The following is a 19,825-nucleotide window of genomic DNA, read 5'->3' on the forward strand; positions in this document are numbered from 1 at the left end:
TTATAAGACCAGCTGGCAGCGAGCGTGCCGATGATGCCACTCTCTGTTTTTAAAATAAGAACTGCATTGTCGTCTACGTCCGCGTTTTTCTTCGAACTTGTTTCAACCATTGCAGCAACTTCAACAATTTCTTCACCTAAAATATGGCGGATTAAATCTGTTTTGTGAACACCAAGGTCACCCATTGCCCCAATAAATGCTTCATTCTTTTTAAAGAACCAGCTGTCTTTTCCTTCTGCACTCCATGTTTCTGGTCCTGGATGCCCAAAAGCTGTTCTGAAGCTATATACTTTGCCGAGCTTTCCTGAAGTGATCCATTCTTTTGCTAGCTGATGAGATTTAACGAAACGTTGGTTGTGAGCAATCATTAATGTTTTGCCGCTATTTTGTGCAGCTTCAATCATTTGATCTGCTTCCACTTCACTTGTTGCCATTGGTTTTTCGCACAGAACGTGCTTGCCTGCTTTTAATGCAGCAATTGAAATTGGTGCGTGTAAGTAATTTGGTGTACAAACACTTACCGCATCAAGGTCTTCTTTTAATAAATCATTGTAATCAGTAAATGTTTTAGCCGCTCCAAAATTCGCGCCAACTTCTTCTACTCGAGCTTGATTAATATCACATACCGCAACAATTTCTACCTCATTATTTCGAGCATACTCGACTAAATGACGATATTTTGCAATACTTCCTGTACCGATGACACCAATTTTTAATTTTGTCATAATTCTCTATTCCTCCTTATAGCCTTTAAGCTTTTCCAGTGGTTTTGAATTTCCATAGACCGGGTAGTCTCGTGTTGATGGTGTTGCCCATTTGACAGCATTACCGATTACTTTTTGAATTTGTTTATTGTAGTAAGTTGGGTGCGTTTCATGTCCTGGACGGAAGTAAAATATCTTTCCGTTACCGCGTTTGAAAGTTGCTCCACTTCTGAACACTTCTCCTCCTTGGAACCAGCTAAGGAAGACTAGTTCGTCAGGTGCTGGAATATCAAAATGTTCGCCGTACATTTCTTCTTCTTCAAGCTCGATGTATTCACCAATTCCTTCAGCGATTGGATGGCTTGGATCGACAACCCAAAGACGTTCTTTCTCCTTTGCTTCACGCCATTTCAAATCGCAACCAGTGCCCATGAGTTTTTTGAAAATTTTAGAGAAATGAGCAGAATGAAGAACAATTAGTCCCATTCCTTCCCATACACGCTTTTGAACTTTCTCAACAACTTCATCGCTCACTTCTTCATGTGCAAGATGTCCCCACCAAATAAGAACGTCTGTATTGTTTAAAACATCATCTGTTAGTCCATGTTCTGGCTCATCTAATGTTGCTGTTTTCACATCGAAGCCTTGTTCGCCTAGTGCAGATGCTAAAACTTGATGTATTCCGTCCGGATAAATTTTTCGAACTTCTTCATGTTGTTGTTCATGACGATACTCATTCCATACTGTTACTTTCATTTATAGCACTCCTCTATTCTTTGACTGAGCCAGACGTTAATCCAGCGACTATTCTTCTTTGGAAAATCAACACCAGTATAACAATAGGGATAGTCACTATGACAGTGGCAGCTGATATATCCCCCCAAGGAATCGTAAATTGACTTTGATAGAAGGAGATTCCGACTGGCACCGTGCGCCATGTATCCTCTGTGTTGATGGTTAATGCAAATAAATATTCATTCCACGCGGCAATAAACACCAGAATACCTGTCGTAAATACACCTGGTGCTGCAAGTGGAAAAATAACTTTACGGAAAGTTTGAAAAGGTGTTGCTCCATCAAGCTTTGCTGATTCTTCAAGTTCCCAAGGAATCTTCTGAAAGAATGTAGCAAGAATCCAGATTGCAAGAGGCAGACTGATGGTTATGTAAGGAATTACGAGTCCCATATAACTGTTGCGAAGACCCACTGCTGTAATAAAGTTGTAGATTGGTGAAATAATTGCGATTTGCGGAAACATAGATGCCGCTAAAATCACGCCTAAAATCAACCCTTTAAATTTAATTGGAAGTCGAGTCAGTGCATATGCAGCAATTGAAGCGAATGCAATCGCAATAATCGTTGTTAAGCTAGATATGATAAAACTATTCATCATATAACGAACTAAAGGACGATTTGTTAATGCATTTTCATAAGATTCTAGTGATGGATTTGATGTAAACCATTTAAAATTGTTGAAAATTTCACCCGGCGGTTTGATCGATGTGAGGAAGACCCAGATGAAAGGGAACATCACGAAAAATACAAACACGACTAGAAATATGTAAAACCAAATACCTGGACGTTTATTCATCTTGATTCCCCCTTATCGACTCGATCGTCCTGCAAAAAGATCAGACCCGATGAATTTTATAAATAGTGTTGAAATGATTGCTACACAAGCAAATACGATTACAGAAAGAACAGAACCTGCGCCGAAGTTTTGTTGTGAGAACAATGTAATGTACGCATAAATCGAAATAGATTCCGTCGAGTTAGCTGGTCCACCGCCTGTAAGAACGAAGATTAGATCAAACACTCGGAAGGCATCTAAAGTACGGAATAATAAAGCTACTAAAATAGCTGACTTTAACATTGGTAATGTGATTTTCCAGAATTGTTGCCACTTATTCGCTCCATCAACTTCCGCTGCTTCATACAAAGAACCCGAAATCGTTTGAAGTCCAGCAAGTAATAGAAGGGCCATATACGGTGTTGTTTTCCAAACGTCTGCAAAAATAACTGAGAACATACCACCTGTACCTGTTGATAAAAGAACAGAAGCATCTCGAATTAAACCAAACTGTTCAAAGTAGTGTGAAACAATACCTGTTTGACCATCATATAAGAAGGCCCACATCATGGCTGCAACTGCGGTTGGTATCGCCCAAGGAATTAGTACGGATGCCCGAACCAGCCCCCTACCCATAAAGACACGGTTAATCAGCAAGGCAATAAGTAAACCGAGAACAAGCTCAACCCCAACTGATGCTACAGTGAAGAACATCGTATTCCCCAGAGCTTTCCACATACGTTCACTTTGTAAATATTTTGAATAGTTGCCTAAGCCAATAAAGTTAGATTCAATAATCGCGCGGTTAGAAGAGTTAATGGCCCCCGCAACATTTGCTGATGCGGTTTTAAAAGCTTCATCTTCAGAATTCTGAGAAAGCGTTGTTATTTCTTTTTCCGCACTCGTCAAGAAATCTTTATAGTCGCTTGCAAAGTCTTTATCAACTTCTGCATATTTTAATTCTCTATCTGAAATGGCAGTAAAGGAAGCAAGGCGACCTTCAACTTCTTCATATTGTTCGCTAAGTCCATCCATCGCTAACATTTTTTCATGATAGGCTTCGATATCTTTACTTATCTTAGTTGCCGCATCTGCAGCATCTTGGTTTGGTGCCTGGCCAGCTAAACCTTCAAGATCTCGTGATAAGTAAAAGAAATCGTTTGCATAGCGCTCCAAATCGACATTGGATTTTACAAACCTCTCTGATCGAGAAGGATCATTCAAACGATAGTCGAACAAACTGTTATAAAAAGATTGGGCAACCGGCCATAACGTAATCATAATAACGAGTAGTAGGGCAGGTGCGACCATCAAATAACCAAGTTGTTTTTCACTCAACTCAAACTTCAACTGTATCACCTCTTATTAATTAATATAAGGGAAGGCGAGCGTTCCACCTCCCCTTATTATTCGGACTGAATTCTTATCCGTTTTAAAACTTTTCTCTATTACTCTGCCATTGCTGCAACAATTTTATCTTGCATGTTTTTCGCAGCTTCTTCAGGAGTGATGTCTTTAGCAAGTGCTTTTGAAAGTTCAACTTGCATGATATCAGAGATTACTGGATAAATTGGTGATACTGGTCTTGGTACAGCATTTTGAAGTGTGGCTACGAACTCTTCATTTGAAAATAGTACTGCTGCTTTTTTCACTTCTTCGTCTTCATAAAGTGATGCAATTGTTGGAGCACGTCCACCTTCAACAGCACTGATTTTTTGACCTTCAGGACCAGACATGAATTTCACGAATTCCCAAGCAGCTTCTTGGTTTTCACTATAACGATTAATCATACTCATCCAACCACCAAGTGTAGCAGCGTTCGTGTCGTCACCAGACGGAAGGACTGCGAAACCAACATTTCCAGCTACTTTAGAAGCTTCTTTGTCTTCAGAAGTCGACTGCATGTATGGCCAGTTACGAGCGAAAACTGATTGACCACCAACCCATGCATTGTTTGTTTCAGTTTCTTGGAAACTTAAGATATTACTAGGAACGAAATCAGAGTTAACGAATTCAACCATTTTTGTAATACCTGCAATAGTTTCAGGCGTATTTACAACAACTTCATTGTTTTCATCTACAACTTGACCACCGTATGCTGCGATAAATTCAACCGCATTACACACTAATCCTTCATATTGATTTGCTTGCATCAGGTAACCGAACTCAGTACCTTCTTTGCCTTTTAACTCACTTGCCATATCGAAAAGCTCATCCCATGTTTTAGGTGGTGTTTCCACGATGTCTTTACGGTAGAAAAGCAGTCCAGCATCTGTGTATTTCGGCATTGCGTATTGACGACCGTTGAAGTTACCAGATTGAACCGTACCAGGGAAGTAATCATCCATGTTGATTCCATCTGCTTCAATAAAGCGATCTAGTTCTAACGCATATTGAGCTTGTGCAAACTCAGCTGGCCAGATTACATCAGCATCAAATACATCTATTTCTGCGCTTTGGCTACTGAAAGTTGTTACGTATTGATCGTGTGATGCACCCGTATCTGCTGGCATTTCTTGTCGTTTAACAGTAATATTCGGATTTTTTTCTTCAAATGCTGCAATTAGCTTATCTGTTGCGCCAGTGACATCAACACCACTTGCATAAACGATTTCAACTTTCTTCTCAGATGTATCACCGTCTTTTGTATCCGTTGTTTCCTTATCCGTACCGTTACATGCTCCTAAAAGCATACTCATTGTTAAAATCGTGGCACCTGCCACTTTTTTGTTCCAAAGTTTCATAAGTAAATCTCCCCTATCGTTTTATGTGGATTGTCGTTCGATTAATTGAATAGGTAATATAATGTCCTGTGCATCATTTATTCGCGTTTTGTTAATGATCTCTATCATCACATCCATCGACCGATACCCTATGTCTGTGGTGAATTGATTGATGGTCGTGATTTGTGGATCGAGTAGTTCTGCAATGGGCTGATCATCAAATCCTACGACAGCCAGATCATTTGGCACATGCCATGAATGTTTTTTTGCTTCATGGATGATGCCGGCAGCTACTTCATCACTACCACTGAATACAGCCGTTGGTGGTTTAGTCAGCTGTTTAATCTTTCTAAAGATGTCTCGCCCGTCTTCAATCGTGAAAACATCTCGAAACATCCATTCTTTTACTGGTTCAATTCCTACCTCTGTAATCGCTTTTAAATAACCTTTACGGCGATTGACAGAAACGCTACTGTCGTTACCTTGACAGTAGGCAATTTTAAAATGCCCTTTTTCAAGTAAGTGCTTGGTACCAATGTAACCGCCTTCAATTTGGTCTAGTCTGACTCTGGTGACTGTAGCATCGGGATCGTATTCATTGCAGTAAATGATTGGACCGTACTTTGTATAAGGTTCAATCACTGACCAATGATTTTCAACCGAGGCCATAATAATGCCATCTACTTGCTTAGATATGAGAAGCTTGAAAAATTCAAGTTCCTTTGCCTTATCAATCCTAGTATTGCAAAGGATTAACTGAAAGCCGAATGTGGCAGCTCTTTTTTCCATCGCATCGACCAATTGACTAAAGAATGGATTGGCAATACGGGAAACGAGGACAGCAATTTTCTTTGTTTTTACATTTCGCATTTGTTGAGCTGAAGAATTAGGTACATATCCAAGTTCTTCCATCGCGTTTTTCACGGCAATCTTCTTATCATCACTAACATATGGATGGTTGTTAATCACTCTCGATACAGTAGCCTGAGACAACCCAGCCCTTAAGGCAACATCTTTAATGGTATACATGCGCTCACCCTCCTATAGGAACACCTCCAAATAATCATGTATGAAATCGTTTTCATAAATAGAGCATATTACAAATCTTTGACAATTACAATATGTGATTTGAAAATTCTAAATATTTCTTTTGTTATGATGCATAATGACTAGTTCTCTCGTTAACACTTCACAACTATTTTATCTACCCAATTCCTTTTATGACAGACAAATGGACTGAATACTTCCATAAGTAGTTAATTTCAGTGTTAGGCAAACTTAAAAATTTGCAAAAAAAAACACCTACTCTATTGTAGGTGTTTCGATTGTATGATCTATGTTGTTAAGTCAGCCTTGTGATTGTGGATTTTGGGCAGGTGATGCCAATGCTTTTAACATTTCGAGACGAGATTTTGTCAGAGTAACGGTGACACCCAACTTTGACAAGTTCGAAACGATTTTTCTCAAATCAACTTCTTTCGTCATACAATCCACCTCTATCTTTCCTCTAGTTTATAGGAACGCATTTATTCACTAAAAGTTTCAAGTAAATCGTTTAAAAAATTTGACTTTTTATTTTATATACATATTATACCACGTTTATCCACTTTTAATTCTTTCAATTTTGTTACATATTTTAATCATTTGTAAATCATACTAAGAAATATTAAAGGAGGAGTTGTATGAAAATTAAAGACATTATGTCACGTGATATCGTGACATGTAACCCTACCGATTTGATTTCAGAAATTGCTCAAAGTATGAGAGCACTGGATATTGGCTGCATGCCAGTAGTTGAAGGTACTCGTGTCATTGGTATGATTACTGATCGTGACATCGTAACGAGATCTGTCGCCAAAAATGGTAAAAGATTCGTAAAAGACGTGATGTCCGATGAAGTCATTTCTGTTGGTCCCGAGTCAACTTCACTAGAAGCTGCTGAAATCATGGCTCAACATCGCATACGACGTTTGCCAGTAATTAAAAATGACTCTATTGTTGGTTTTGTGGCACTAGCTGATTTATCAGTTCCTAGTGAAACGGCTCACGAAGCGTCACAAGCTCTACATGAAATTTCAGAACCAAGACACCTTTAATGAACTCCCCAAACTTTTTACAGAGTTTGGGGTTTTCTGATTGCAATCTCTTTACATACCCCCTCGAGGTACTTTATACTATAGAAAATCTGGAGGTGCTAATTCATGATTCAAGCATCAAATGTTTCTCCAAATGAAGATTCTCTGGATACCACTACTTGTCGAAAAAGTCACCATCCTGATTCCGTAAAAAAAGATTTAACGACTCGTTTAAATCGAATTGAAGGACAAATACGCGGCATCAAAGGCATGGTTGATAAAGATGTGTATTGTGATGATATTATTACCCAATTATCAGCAACTCAATCAGCATTAAACAGTGTGGCAAAAGTTCTTCTCGACGGGCATTTAAAAGGCTGCGTAAAAGAACGATTAGCTGCAGGAGAGAATGAAGTATTAGACGAATTATTAACCACCGTCCAAAAATTAATGCGTAAATAATGAGGAGGAATCATTATGGTAGATCGCGTAACGTTAAATGTAGAAGGCATGTCTTGCGGACATTGCGTTAAAGCAATTGAGAACAGTGTTACAGCAATTTCAGGTGTTGATAATGTTCAAGTTCAATTAGATTCTGGTACAGTCAATGTTGAATTTAATAAAGATGCTGTAGAGGTTGAACATATTACAAATGCAATTGAAGAACAAGGCTACACAATCGGAAAATAAAATTAGACTGCGGAATCGCAGTCTTTTTTTTCAATAAAACATACCCCATTACGGTATGTGATAGGAGTGAACCATATGACTGAAACACAGAAGGAATATTCAATAACTGGTATGACATGTGCCGCTTGTGCTAATCGGATTGAAAAAGGTCTTCAAAAAATGGAAGGCGTAACTTCTGCCACTGTGAACTATGCCAATGAAAAAGCGCAAATTCGGTACGATGAAAAAACCATTCAGTCGAAACAACTAGAAGATAAAGTGAGATCACTTGGTTATGACATTCTTAATGAAGAAGTGGATTTAAGAATTCAAGGGATGACTTGTGCCGCTTGCTCGACTCGAATTGAAAAAGGTTTAATCCGTTTAAGTGGTGTCAATCAAGCAACCATCAATTTAGCACTCGAAACTGGCAAAGTTTCTTATAATCCAAATCAAACGACACCACACGATATTGTAAAAAAAATTCAGGACTTAGGTTACGATGCAACATTTAAAAATGATGCAAACGCCGAAGCAATCGATTATAAAAAAGTTGATATACAAAAGAAGACTCGATTGTTTTGGATTTCTGCGATTCTTTCTCTTCCCCTTGTTTGGGCGATGGTTGGACATTTTACATTCACAACAAACATTTATGTACCAGAGATTTTAATGAATCCATATGTTCAGTGGGCACTTGCAACACCTGTTCAATTTTGGATTGGGTGGATGTTTTATAAAGGAGCCTATTATGCGCTTCGCAATAAAAGTGCCAATATGGACGTCTTGGTTGCCCTCGGTACATCAGCAGYCTACTTCTATAGCGTTTATTTAGTATTGGAGAGTTTGCAACACGGGGAAAGTCATATGCTTGGCTTGTATTTTGAAACAAGTGCCGTACTAATTACATTGATTTTATTAGGGAAAGTATTTGAGGCACGGGCTAAAGGTCACTCTTCAGATGCTATTAAAAAATTAATGAACCTCCAACCGACGATGGCTCTCGTCGAACGTGATGGTCAGACACTCGAGATTGCAGCTGGATCCGTCCAAAAAGGCGATATCTTAGTCATTAAACCGGGTTCTTCCATACCTGTTGATGGAGTCGTTCTTTCGGGTACATCGGCAGTAGACGAGTCCATGTTAACTGGTGAGAGTCTGCCGATAGAAAAAGGACCTGACTCTGAAGTGTTTGCAGCAACAATTAACACAAATGGGGTCATGCGTGTCACTGCAACAAAGATTGGTAAGGAAACCGTCCTTTCTTCTATTATTCGTGTAGTAGAAGAAGCTCAAGGATCGAAAGCTCCAATTCAAAGGCTAGCAGATCGTATTTCAGGCACTTTTGTACCAATTGTTGTAGGTCTTGCTTTGATCACGTTTTTAGTTTGGTACTTTATCGTAGACGTTGGAAACTTTGCTGCTGCTTTAGAGAGTACGATTGCCGTTCTCGTCATTGCCTGTCCATGTGCACTCGGGCTTGCTACACCAACATCTATTATGGCTGGATCAGGTCGTTCAGCTGAGCTTGGTATTTTATTTAAAACGGCCGAATCAATGGAAATCACGAAATCGATTGACACCGTTGTTTTAGATAAAACTGGAACGATTACAAAAGGAAAACCAGCTGTCACAGATTTTATAGTTCACAAAGAACAGGACAGCAATGCGTTGATTCTTTTAGCTGCCTCCGCCGAGAACAATTCTGAACATCCAGTGGCGTATGCCATTACTTCTTTTGGTAAAAACTTAAACCTTTTCCTACAAGAGAGCTCTTCTTTTGAAGCTATTCCCGGGCACGGTATAAAGAGTACGGTTGACTCGAAAGACGTTATCATGGGTACCCGCAAACTCCTATATGACCGAAATATCAAGTTAGATAGTGAATTGGATATTGCTGCTGCGTTTGAAAAAGATGGGAAAACGGTCATGTATATGGCAGTAAATCAGGTGCATGTGGCAACTATTGCGATTGCCGATCAAGTAAAAGATTCTTCGAAAGAAGCGATTTCCAAGTTACATCACATGGGCATTCACGTTGTCATGTTAACTGGCGACCAAGAGACAACAGCTCAAGCAATTGCAAGACAAGTTGGAATTGATAACGTCGTAGCAGGAGTATTGCCAACTAAGAAAGCTGATGTAATTACTGCCCTTCAAAGTGAAGGGCGCAAGGTCGCCATGGTTGGTGACGGTATAAATGATGCCCCTGCTTTGGTCGTAGCCGATATCGGAATCGCAATGGGAACTGGAACCGCTGTAGCCATGGAAGCAGCTGATATTACATTAATGCAAGGAGATTTATTACGTATTCCTGACACATTAAAAATGAGTCGTTTGACAGTTCGAAACATTAAACAGAACTTGTTTTGGGCTTTAGCTTACAATTCAATTGGAATTCCAATCGCGGCTGCAGGACTATTAGCCCCTTGGGTAGCAGGTGCCGCAATGGCGTTTAGTTCCGTATCGGTTGTGATAAATGCTCTTCGTTTACAGCGCGTAAAATAAGGAATAAATTTGCTAGAAATGCTCGAAACACACTCTTTAGGTCATTTCCTATGGGGTGTGTTCTTTTTTTATGCTTGTTGTTGTTTGAATAGTTATTTCCGAGTAAAATGAACTATATGTATTGGTTAAGAAAGCGGGTCTTTAAAGAATGAAGAAAGCCATTTTGTTATTAATGTCTGTGCAATTCTTTGTATATCTAGGTTTCGGTATTATTATTCCGATTTTGCCCGAAGTGATTTTAGAACAAGGGTATAGTGAGGTTCACGTTGGTGGTTTATTAACGATTTATGCACTAGCTTCCTTCTTTACAGCTCCACTGTGGGGAGCATTATCTGATCGAACAGGAAGAAAAAAATTAATCCTCATTGGTTTAATAGGGTTCAGTATGAGCTTTATCATTTTTGCTGGTTTTATTGAAGTACTTCCAATGTTATACGTTTCGAGAATAGTAGGTGGCATTTTTTCTGGTGCATTGTATACAGCTGTAACAGGATTTGTTGCAGATATGACTACCGAAGAAGAACGCAATAAGTATATGGGATTGCTCGGCATGTCGATCGGACTCGGATTTATTTTCGGTCCAGCAATTGGCGGCATACTCGGAGGTATCACTTTGCAACTTCCGTTTATTGTTTCGGCTTTATTGACGCTTTTGTTAGTGGTCTATGCGAGCATTATTTTGAAAGAACCTGAAGCTAGAAAAGAAGCACGAAAGCGTGCATTATTACCAAAGGGTGCAAATACACTTTGGCAGTACCGTATTCGTTATTTGTTTATGTTTTCATTTATGGTTACTTTTTTACTTGCTGGCTTAGAAGCGACATTCCAATTGTTCCAAATCAATAAAATCTCCATCACCCCTCTCCATCTTGGGTACTTATTTATGGCAAGCGGGTTAGTAGATGCAGTTATCCAAGGCGGAGTTGTTCGTCGCGTAAAAAATGGTCAAGAAACAAAATGGATCATAGCTGCCCAAATAGTAACTGCAATCGGACTGGTGTTAATGCTATTTACAGGAAGCTTACTGTGGGCAGGATTTGCACTGAGCGTATTTACAGCCGGTAATGCCCTTGCTCGAACAGTGTTGGTGTCATTAACGACTAAAGAATCTGGTGGAATGTACGGCACAGCAGCCGGCATGACGTATTCAATGGACAATATGGGACGGATTATTGGTCCTCTGCTGTTTACTTGGATTTTCACCGTCCAGCCCGACAACGTCTATGTTCTGTCATCAATAGTTGCTCTCGCTTCTATTAGTTTGATTTTGTTGTTCCGCAAATCCAATCAATCATTAAAAAATGAAAATCCAGCTCCCTCTTAATTTGAGGGGCTGGATTTTTTTCTTAAGGCTCTGTTAAATGGTATTGTTGTTTATTGTACATTTGCGTTGGTCTCACGCTTCTCGCTCTTGCGGCTTGCTTGGCGCAAATGAACTCTTATGGTATTCATTTAATATCAACAGTATAATATCTAGCAAAATAATTGAAGCAGAAAGAGGCCGAAATTGCATCTTCGGCCGAATATCTACTTAAAGAGTCCTTCATTTCTTTAGTTAACCAAACCAAAATCATCTTGTACTTTCAGGTTGCAAGGGAGCGAAGGACGCACACCCGCCGCAGGATGATCTATAAAAAGAGAGCTAGGCGAAGTGACGCAGTCACAAGCCAAGCTCTCTTTGTTCTTTAGAACACCTTGCAGCAGGTAAAGCGTCCAAAGCGGACTGGAAACCTATTATCCTCAATAAATGTTCGTTTTCTCTGCAAATCGACGGTCTTTTTCATCGTACAATTGATCTAGCCGCAATTAAATTATACTCTATAGTTTTTTATTCAATATCAAACCAGTTTTTCTCAAATAACATTTGAAACATTTGAAATGACCGAGCAGTGCTTTTCTTATGAAGGCACTACTTTCACTGGCTCTTCTATGATTTTTTTGTTCTCAAGTTCAGGATGTGCTTGTTTCATAATGGATGGACGAAGCATGTAGAAAACAGCTAGTAATAAAATGACACTAGAACCTATTAGGACATATTGAGCTGGAACGACATCATAGAGGAATCCGAATAACACCATTCCTAAGGGCATTAAAGACAACGACATGGTTTCAAGTAGCCCAAATACGCGACCTCGATATTCTTCATCAATGCGTTTTTGCATCATCACACCAATTGGTGTGTTAACGAAAACCATACTTACACCAAATGTAAACATAAGTACGATATAAAAACTAACAACTCCTATATAAGGTAACTGGATAAGTAATGGGAAAGTTACCAACGCCATCAAGGCTCCCATGATTAATATGCCCCTTTTCACAACAACTAGAGGAAACTTAACTTCCTTACGTGTAGATAAGTAAATGGAAGTAACGAGCATTCCAACGGCAAGAGCCCCTTCTGTAATTCCAAAATGGGCGGATTGAACTTTTAAGCCATCAACAAGAATAAAGGCATAGCCAACAGTAAAAGCACCGAAGAAAAAGTTAATGACAAGAGCTACCCATACAATAACTATTAAAATACGATGTTGTTTTACATAGGTGACACCCGCTTTCATATTTTGAAGCATCGTTTCCTTCTTATCATTTACCTCTTCGGTGATTCTCGTCGTAAATAATTTAAAATCCATGGTTGACTCAAGAATTACGGCAATGATGTAACTTACCATATGAATGATTAGAAACATTTCTATAGAAACGAGACCGAATAATAACCCACCTACTGCGGGACCACCTATTGAAGCAATTGATATGGACATTTGATTAAACGACATCGCTTTTTGAATTCGTTCTGAATCCACTAAATTTGCAATAGAAGAGCTGAACGTCACCCCAGAGAATAGTGATGTAATCGAAAGTACAATTTCTGTTAGATAAATCGCAATAAGAGAAAGACCTATAGTTAAACTCACTGACAACAAACCAGCAACTGCCACCACGCTACATATTTGGGCAACGATAATAATAGTTTTTTTTGAATACTTATCTGCAGCGTAGCCCGCAAATGGTGCCATAATAACTCTAGGGAGAATATTACAAATTAGAACAATCGCGARACTAGTTGCTGATCCTGTTATTGATAAAATGTAAAAACTAATCCCAAACGTAAAAACACTTACACCAAAGGTAGAAATCAATTTACTAATTGTGAACGTCCACAAGTGATATGTGGCTTTTCTTAACTTCATGGTCTCATCCATACAAAAACCCCTTTTGTTTTGAAATGATTAAAGTTTAATTAAATTAAACGAATAATAACATGTTAACACTTCCCATGCAAGCTCAAGTTTAATATAATTAAACTAATTAGAAATGGAGCGTTATATATGGATACTCTCGGATTACGAATCAGACAACTACGAAAAGAACAAAAGCTAACATTAGAAGCATTAGCTGGCAATAAGCTGACAAAAGGCATGCTAAGTTTAATAGAAAACGGCAAAGCCCAGCCTTCCATGGAAAGCTTATCTTATATAGCTCAACAACTGGGTGTGGAGTCATCTGAATTAATGGAAGATGTCAGTCCAACAGAGAAAAGAACCGTTTTAGAAAAAGCAGAAAAACTCTATAAAGTGGTGTTTTCTGAGTTAACAGATGAACATAAACAAATTGTTGAACTAATCAATCCAATAGCAGATAAATTAACGCTCAGTTATGAGTCAGCCAGATTGCTCGATTTATATAGTAGGTCGGGCTATCATTCAAAACATGAGGATTGGAATTCTTATTACAATCGTGCAATGGAAATGTATGAGCAATTACATCTATATAATCAAAGTGCATCTCTTGCACTTTTTAGAGGTATGATCCAGTTCACAGCCCATCGTTACGAAGAAGCGCTGGCTATTATTTTGCAGGAACATGCTCATTTCGATTCTCCATTTGATGCAATGACAACCATTGAATATTTGTATTGTGAATCTTTGTTATTTTCTGCTGTCGGAAATTATGAACAAGCACAGATAAAAATGAAGGAAGCTTTAAATTTTTCTAAAGGAGAACGAATTTTTTACCGAATTGATGATTTGTATCGTTTGGCTTGTTTCCAGGCAATGATAAACGGGAATGAAGAGGATCGATCGTATTATTTACAGAAGGTTCGACAATATGGAGAGTTTGCAGAAAATAAATATTCTACTGCGATTGCGGAATTTTTGGAAGCACATTTTCACAACTCATTTACTCATGATTATCATAAAGCAAATGTTCATATCGAGCTTTTCCTTGAACTTGGCAAAGAAATTCACACAGGTAAAGGCAATAAAGAAAAAAATAATAATCACTATCTTCTCGAAAAAGGAAAAGTTTTATATGGTTTAGGCCAATTCAAAGAAGCTTTACCGATGCTCACAAAATATGAAATACCGACCTATTTGCATCATCCTTACGATTTATCGATGGCTTTTGAGGTCCACTCATACCGTGCACTTTGCTATGCTCAACTCGGAGATCAGGAAAAAGCAATGAAAGAATCCAAGATTGGGCATGATTTGATTACTGAGTTACCAGACACTCCTTATAAGAAGTTTATTGTTCAAACCTATACAGATTTACAAAAAAGCAGTGATTCAATTTGAGATCACTGCTTTTCGTATGTCACGTAATTACTTAACCACAACCGGAATTTTTCAAATGATTCTTCAAACTCAGGCTGGATAAGTGAAAGTTGAACCCATTGTCTTTCTTTCAAGTAGGCACTTTGATCATGTAAATCAAATCCAGAAAGTCTGGCGTCTTTCGCCATATGCTTATTTATTGTAGGGACTTTTAACGTGACAATCATTGGGTAACCTTGTTTAGTTAAAAATTCAAGCTCTCCATTTTGTTCTGCAAGTAAAAGCTGTTCATAGCGTTCATTTAGAACATTATATCGTGCGTTGTTATCGTATGCTTTTAATGCAATTTCTAGACTTTCTAGCAGTTGAGATGAATACGTGTATGGTATTCCTCCATTGGCATAGCAACCTAAATCAAGATACATAGGAATAGATGGAGAAACTTCGATGAGATGATTTGAAAAAACCATGGCGATACCTGTCATTGTACCAATCGCTTTTCCACTGACACCACTTGCTAAATACACCTTTTTTAAATTGATAGGAATTGTACCAATGGAGCTTACACAATCCATGCAAACTTTTATATTCAATTCGTTTCCAAGTTCTAGTATGTGGTCCACATTATTTAACATGCCGGTTGACGTTTCCCCGTGCGTTAGTAGAATCCATCCATACAAGCCTGATCTCATCTCGCGCCCCAACTCAGAAATGGCGAATGGTTGCCCCCACTCTACTTCTACTGTTTCAAACTCTAAGCCCCACTTTAAAGCTTGGTTTTTCAGCCGCTCTCCAAACGCACCATTAATTAAGATTAACCCATTCGAGTCAAGCCTACTAATTTGCGCGATCATTGCCTCGTTCGCTAGCGTCCCGCTTCCAGAAAGCAAATGTACGTGAGACGCTCCAGTCAGATTGGTTAACTCACTTTGCACGCGTTTGAAGCGTTCAGTGAATTCATATGAACGATGCGAAACAGGTGCGCGTTGAAACGCTTTTTTTAGGTCTGCTGTTAATTCATTCGGACCTGGATAGAAAGTATGCCGTTTATGTTGAAAACGAGCTGCAACAGATTGTTCATAATACTGCTTCGTCAAAAACATCGGTACAAAAGCTGCTTCCTCGCTCCCAACAGGTTCTGCAAAAGCTTTAAATCCAAGTTGACCGTACAATTTTAATTCACGAACGGTTCCCGATATGACTGCTGCTCCATACCCTTTTTCGTACGCATAGTCTGCTAATGCACGAGCCAACATGAAAAACACACGGCCATTGCGATGTTCTCGGCGAACAGACAACAACCGTATTTCACATAACTTCCCAGTTAATGCTTCCTCAGGTAAGGCATTCTCTACTAAACCAATTTTGTGGTCAAGCGAAAATGGCCGTTGATCACGCAGTGCAATCATCCCCACGAGTTCTTGATCTTTCAACACAATTAAATATGTATTTTCATGATGAAATGCATCCTGACGTTTTCCACTTGGATGCTGTTCATGTTGCGGTATTTCTTCTACGAACGTATCATAATTTAGTTTGGCAATGGCCTCAAACTCTTTTTCAGCGCGAGCAATTTTACACCAATACATACCATGCACCTTCTAGTTTTAAAATATAGAACGATTATATTGATCCTAGGTTCTATTTTCTCACATATTAAAGCAAACCCCTATAAAAATCGGCAGATGGAAATGGAAGAATACTAAAGTGATTTGGAGTCCTATGAGGATGGATTGATTTACCGTGTCTATGTGAGGATTCTAATCTTCTATGCGTGGTTTCGAATGTTCTATACGCGTTTCATCAAAAAAGCCACAACATTTATGGTTGTGGCACACAATAATTTCTAAGTTAAAGAAGAAAAAACGAGGATGACCCAAGAGTGGTAAGAACTCTTCCTTCGGGCAACCTCGTCTTTATAATATTTTATGATTCTACTGTTTGATTTTCGAGTGATTCGTTATACATCTCTTTGTCCAGTTCCCCGGTAACACGAGCAGTAGTAACACCCGATACCATTGCTCCACTAACGTTCAAAGCTGTGCGCCCCATGTCAATTAATGGCTCAACGGAAATCAATAAGCCCGCCAAAGCTACCGGTAAGTCTAACGCAGACAATACAAGTATCGCTGCAAATGTTGCTCCACCGCCAACCCCAGCTACTCCGAATGAACTAATCGCTACGACTGCAATCAGCGTGAGCAAGAACATCGGTTCTAAAGGGTTTTGTCCAACAGTTGGTGCAATCATGACTGCAAGCATTGCTGGATATATACCTGCACAGCCATTTTGCCCGATTGTTAATCCAAATGAACCTGCGAAGTTCGCAATTCCGTCTGGAACACCTAAACGAGTGGTTTGAGCATTGATAGTCAGTGGTAAAGTACCTGCACTAGAACGAGACGAGAAAGCAAATAATAATGCTTCAGCTGATTTTTTCACATAAGTAAATGGATTTAATCCTGAAAGTGAAACGATTAATAAGTGAACAGCAAACATCACAATCAGTGCAACATAAGAAGCAATGACAAATTTACCTAGATTGTAAATCGCCTCAAAGTCTGATGTTGCTACAGTGCGAGTCATGATAGCCAAGATACCATATGGCGTTAAGCTCAAGATGATTTTTACTACACGCATAATAAGGGCATACGCTGCATCGACCGCTGTTTTCACTAAGGTCGCATTTCCGGCTTCTTTGCGAGCAATTCCAAGATACCCAAAGCCTAAAAATGCGGCAAAAATGACGACTGCAATTGTAGAGGTCGGGCGAGCTCCAGTTAAGTCAAGAAAAGGATTTCCTGGTAATAAGTCAATAATTTGTTGTGGGAATGTTCGATCAGCCACTTCTGTTGTACGCTGTTCAATATAAGCACCACGCTCTGTTTCAGCGTCTCCACTCACAATTTGTGACGCGTCCAAATCGAATACAACTGCTGATGTGATCCCGATTACTGCAGCAATCGCTGTTGTACCAATAAGTAAAGTTAGAATAAGACCAGCTGTTTTTCCAAAATTCTTGCCAATCGTAAGCTTTGTAAAGGCTGATAAGATTGAAATGAACACCAATGGCATAACAATCATTTGAAGCAACTTGATATATCCAGTCCCAACTAGGTTAAACCATTGGACTGACTCATTTACTATTTCGTTATTTGTTCCATAAGCATAGTGTAAAATTAAGCCATACACGATCCCCAACCCTAGTCCCGTAAATACACGTTTTGAGAATGACACATGCTTACGTCCCATGTACAAAAGAAGGCCAATTAAAAGTAGCAACACCGCTATATTGATGATGATAAATAAAGTGTCTACCGTGACTCCTCCTACCAATTTTAATAGCAAAACATTTGCCTTAATACCTTTCCGTTCATGAAAGTAAAACTAAACCGATAGAAATTTCACTCCCTTCTTTCTTATGTTACTTTAAGCTATACTTAAATATGACCAAATTTGTTTATTTAGGAGGGACTATATGGCTTCTAATTTAATTAGCATCGGGATTACCGCCATAATTACACTTAATATATTTCTAGCCATTGTGTTAATTTTCCTTGAACGAAGAGATGCATCTTCTACGTGGGCTTGGTTAATGGTTTTATTCTTTATTCCCGTCATGGGGTTCCTACTTTATTTAATGTTAGGAAGACAGTTACGTAAGAGACATTTATTTCGGTGGGAAGGGCGAAGTAGAATCGGCATCGATAATTTAATAGATTATCAAATAGATGCTATAGAAGATGGAACGTTTGAATTTCGTCTGGAAGACACCCACGCATTTAAAGATATGATTTATATGCAGTTACGCAACAATCATGCCGTGTTGACTCAAGACAATGCGCTTACGATTTTTAATGACGGCGAAAAGAAATTCTCGGCTTTATTAGACGATTTAGAACATGCAAAGGATCATATACATATCCAGTATTATATTTTCCGCTTAGATGGGCTTGGTTCTCGCATTTATGATGTGCTTATTCGAAAAGCAAAACAAGGTGTTAAAGTCCGGTTGCTGTTTGACGATATGGGCTCTCGTAGTCTTCGAAAAAGACATTTTAAGGAATTGATAAACTTGGGAGGCGAAGTGGAAGCATTCTTCCCTTCGATTATGCCACTTGTGAATCCCCGACTAAATTACAGGAACCACCGCAAAATCGTGGTTATTGATGGCCGTGTTGGGTATATCGGTGGATTTAATGTAGGCGATGAGTACTTAGGTTTAGATCGTAAATTCGGCTACTGGCGTGATACACATTTACGCATGGAAGGAAGCGCTCTTCACCCTCTTCAAACACGATTTATTTTGGACTGGAACCAAGCTTCGAGAGATCAGGATATTGAATACTCCGATCGTTATTTCCCTGCCATTCCTTTAAAAGGATCTGTTGGCTTACAAATTGTTTCAAGTGGACCTGATTCTGAATGGGAACAAATAAAAAATGGGTACTTAAAGTTAATTACAATGGCTAAAAAGTATATTTATATTCAATCTCCCTATTTCATTCCAGATGCGAGTTTTATGGATTCCCTGCGAATAGCATGCTTATCAGGTATTGACGTGCGAATCATGATTCCGAATAAACCTGATCATATGTTTGTATACTGGGCTACATATTCTTATGTGGGCAACTTGATTAAAGCAGGAGCCAAAGTGTACATCTATGAAAATGGATTCTTGCATACGAAGATGATTGTCGTTGATGATGAAGCCTCAACTGTGGGCACAGCCAATATTGACGTACGAAGTTTTAAATTGAATTTCGAAGTAAATGCTTTTATTTACGATCGAGAAACTTCACATCAGTTAGCTGAGCTGTTTGAGCAGGATATGTTGCTATCGACAGAACTTACATGGGAATTATACGAAGAGCGTACACGTATAATTAAAATGAAAGAGTCTTTTTCAAGACTTTTATCACCGATTCTCTAATAGTAAAAGCATGAAGATGATGTTCCTCTTCATGCTTTTTTTGTATGGTTGAATCGTTTGTTTAGGCAACCAAGAGCCGCATGT

Annotated in this window: 17 protein-coding genes; 7 read left to right on the forward strand and 10 right to left on the reverse strand. The window is 38.9% G+C overall.

All coding sequences use genetic code 11. The features are described from left to right. The 7 genes from AC1DOS_RS09650 to AC1DOS_RS09680 form a co-directional block, all read right to left on the reverse strand. A partial coding sequence (locus AC1DOS_RS09650; RefSeq protein WP_477537326.1) for a Gfo/Idh/MocA family protein occupies window positions 1–725 on the reverse strand: 725 nt, incomplete at its 3' end. Between the two features lie 6 nt (window positions 726–731). Continuing rightward, window positions 732–1,460, reverse strand: coding sequence for a ThuA domain-containing protein (locus tag AC1DOS_RS09655; RefSeq protein ID WP_477537327.1), 729 nt, complete (start codon window positions 1,458–1,460; stop codon window positions 732–734). Between the two features lie 13 nt (window positions 1,461–1,473). Beyond that, on the reverse strand, window positions 1,474–2,295 hold the full coding sequence (locus AC1DOS_RS09660) for a carbohydrate ABC transporter permease (RefSeq protein WP_108585493.1): 822 nt from the start codon (window positions 2,293–2,295) through the stop codon (window positions 1,474–1,476). A 12-nt stretch (window positions 2,296–2,307) separates the two neighbouring features. Continuing rightward, window positions 2,308–3,585 carry a carbohydrate ABC transporter permease gene (locus tag AC1DOS_RS09665; RefSeq protein WP_477537337.1) on the reverse strand — a complete coding sequence of 426 codons (1,278 nt, stop codon included), beginning with the start codon at window positions 3,583–3,585 and terminating at the stop codon, window positions 2,308–2,310. 137 nt (window positions 3,586–3,722) lie between these two features. Further along, window positions 3,723–5,018, reverse strand: coding sequence for an ABC transporter substrate-binding protein (locus AC1DOS_RS09670; protein WP_477537328.1), 1,296 nt, complete (start codon window positions 5,016–5,018; stop codon window positions 3,723–3,725). A gap of 21 nt (window positions 5,019–5,039) precedes the next feature. Then, window positions 5,040–6,026: a LacI family DNA-binding transcriptional regulator gene (locus AC1DOS_RS09675; protein WP_477537329.1), complete on the reverse strand. Its 987-nt coding sequence runs from the start codon at window positions 6,024–6,026 to the stop codon at window positions 5,040–5,042. 318 nt (window positions 6,027–6,344) lie between these two features. Next, window positions 6,345–6,482 (reverse strand): Lmo0850 family protein, encoded by a 138-nt coding sequence (locus AC1DOS_RS09680; protein ID WP_196810304.1) that lies wholly within the window; start codon window positions 6,480–6,482, stop codon window positions 6,345–6,347. Window positions 6,483–6,679: 197 nt separating this feature from the next. Here AC1DOS_RS09680 and AC1DOS_RS09685 point away from each other — a divergent pair, with 197 nt between their 5' ends. The 5 genes from AC1DOS_RS09685 to AC1DOS_RS09705 all read left to right on the forward strand — a co-directional run bounded on the left by AC1DOS_RS09685 (window position 6,680) and on the right by AC1DOS_RS09705 (window position 11,573). Continuing rightward, complete coding sequence (locus AC1DOS_RS09685; RefSeq protein WP_108585496.1) at window positions 6,680–7,093, forward strand: CBS domain-containing protein; 414 nt, start codon at window positions 6,680–6,682, stop codon at window positions 7,091–7,093. Between the two features lie 105 nt (window positions 7,094–7,198). Then, on the forward strand, window positions 7,199–7,534 hold the full coding sequence (locus tag AC1DOS_RS09690; protein WP_108585497.1) for a metal-sensitive transcriptional regulator: 336 nt from the start codon (window positions 7,199–7,201) through the stop codon (window positions 7,532–7,534). 15 nt (window positions 7,535–7,549) lie between these two features. Beyond that, window positions 7,550–7,762 carry a copper chaperone CopZ gene (gene copZ, locus AC1DOS_RS09695; protein WP_477537330.1) on the forward strand — a complete coding sequence of 71 codons (213 nt, stop codon included), beginning with the start codon at window positions 7,550–7,552 and terminating at the stop codon, window positions 7,760–7,762. 75 nt (window positions 7,763–7,837) lie between these two features. Further along, window positions 7,838–10,249 carry a heavy metal translocating P-type ATPase gene (locus AC1DOS_RS09700; protein WP_477537331.1) on the forward strand — a complete coding sequence of 804 codons (2,412 nt, stop codon included), beginning with the start codon at window positions 7,838–7,840 and terminating at the stop codon, window positions 10,247–10,249. Window positions 10,250–10,397: 148 nt separating this feature from the next. Then, entirely contained in the window at window positions 10,398–11,573 is a 1,176-nt protein-coding gene (locus AC1DOS_RS09705; protein WP_477537332.1) for an MFS transporter, read from the forward strand. A gap of 574 nt (window positions 11,574–12,147) precedes the next feature. Here AC1DOS_RS09705 and AC1DOS_RS09710 read toward each other — a convergent pair. Next, the gene (locus AC1DOS_RS09710) at window positions 12,148–13,452 is read right to left on the reverse strand and encodes an MFS transporter (RefSeq protein WP_477537333.1); all 1,305 of its coding nucleotides are present in this window, start codon (window positions 13,450–13,452) and stop codon (window positions 12,148–12,150) included. A gap of 126 nt (window positions 13,453–13,578) precedes the next feature. Here AC1DOS_RS09710 and AC1DOS_RS09715 point away from each other — a divergent pair, with 126 nt between their 5' ends. Beyond that, entirely contained in the window at window positions 13,579–14,829 is a 1,251-nt protein-coding gene (locus tag AC1DOS_RS09715) for a helix-turn-helix domain-containing protein (RefSeq protein ID WP_477537334.1), read from the forward strand. Between the two features lie 2 nt (window positions 14,830–14,831). Here the strand turns inward: AC1DOS_RS09715 and AC1DOS_RS09720 are convergent, their stop codons facing one another. Both AC1DOS_RS09720 and AC1DOS_RS09725 read right to left on the reverse strand, forming a co-directional pair. Beyond that, window positions 14,832–16,397 (reverse strand): GNAT family N-acetyltransferase, encoded by a 1,566-nt coding sequence (locus tag AC1DOS_RS09720; protein ID WP_477537335.1) that lies wholly within the window; start codon window positions 16,395–16,397, stop codon window positions 14,832–14,834. A 337-nt stretch (window positions 16,398–16,734) separates the two neighbouring features. After that, window positions 16,735–18,060 (reverse strand): L-cystine transporter, encoded by a 1,326-nt coding sequence (locus AC1DOS_RS09725; RefSeq protein WP_477537338.1) that lies wholly within the window; start codon window positions 18,058–18,060, stop codon window positions 16,735–16,737. Between the two features lie 226 nt (window positions 18,061–18,286). Between AC1DOS_RS09725 and cls the strand changes: the two genes are divergently transcribed. Beyond that, the gene (gene cls, locus AC1DOS_RS09730; protein WP_477537336.1) at window positions 18,287–19,741 is read left to right on the forward strand and encodes a cardiolipin synthase; all 1,455 of its coding nucleotides are present in this window, start codon (window positions 18,287–18,289) and stop codon (window positions 19,739–19,741) included. Window positions 19,742–19,825 lie beyond the last annotated feature (84 nt).

Source organism: Paenisporosarcina sp. P5_A11, assembly GCF_056400705.1.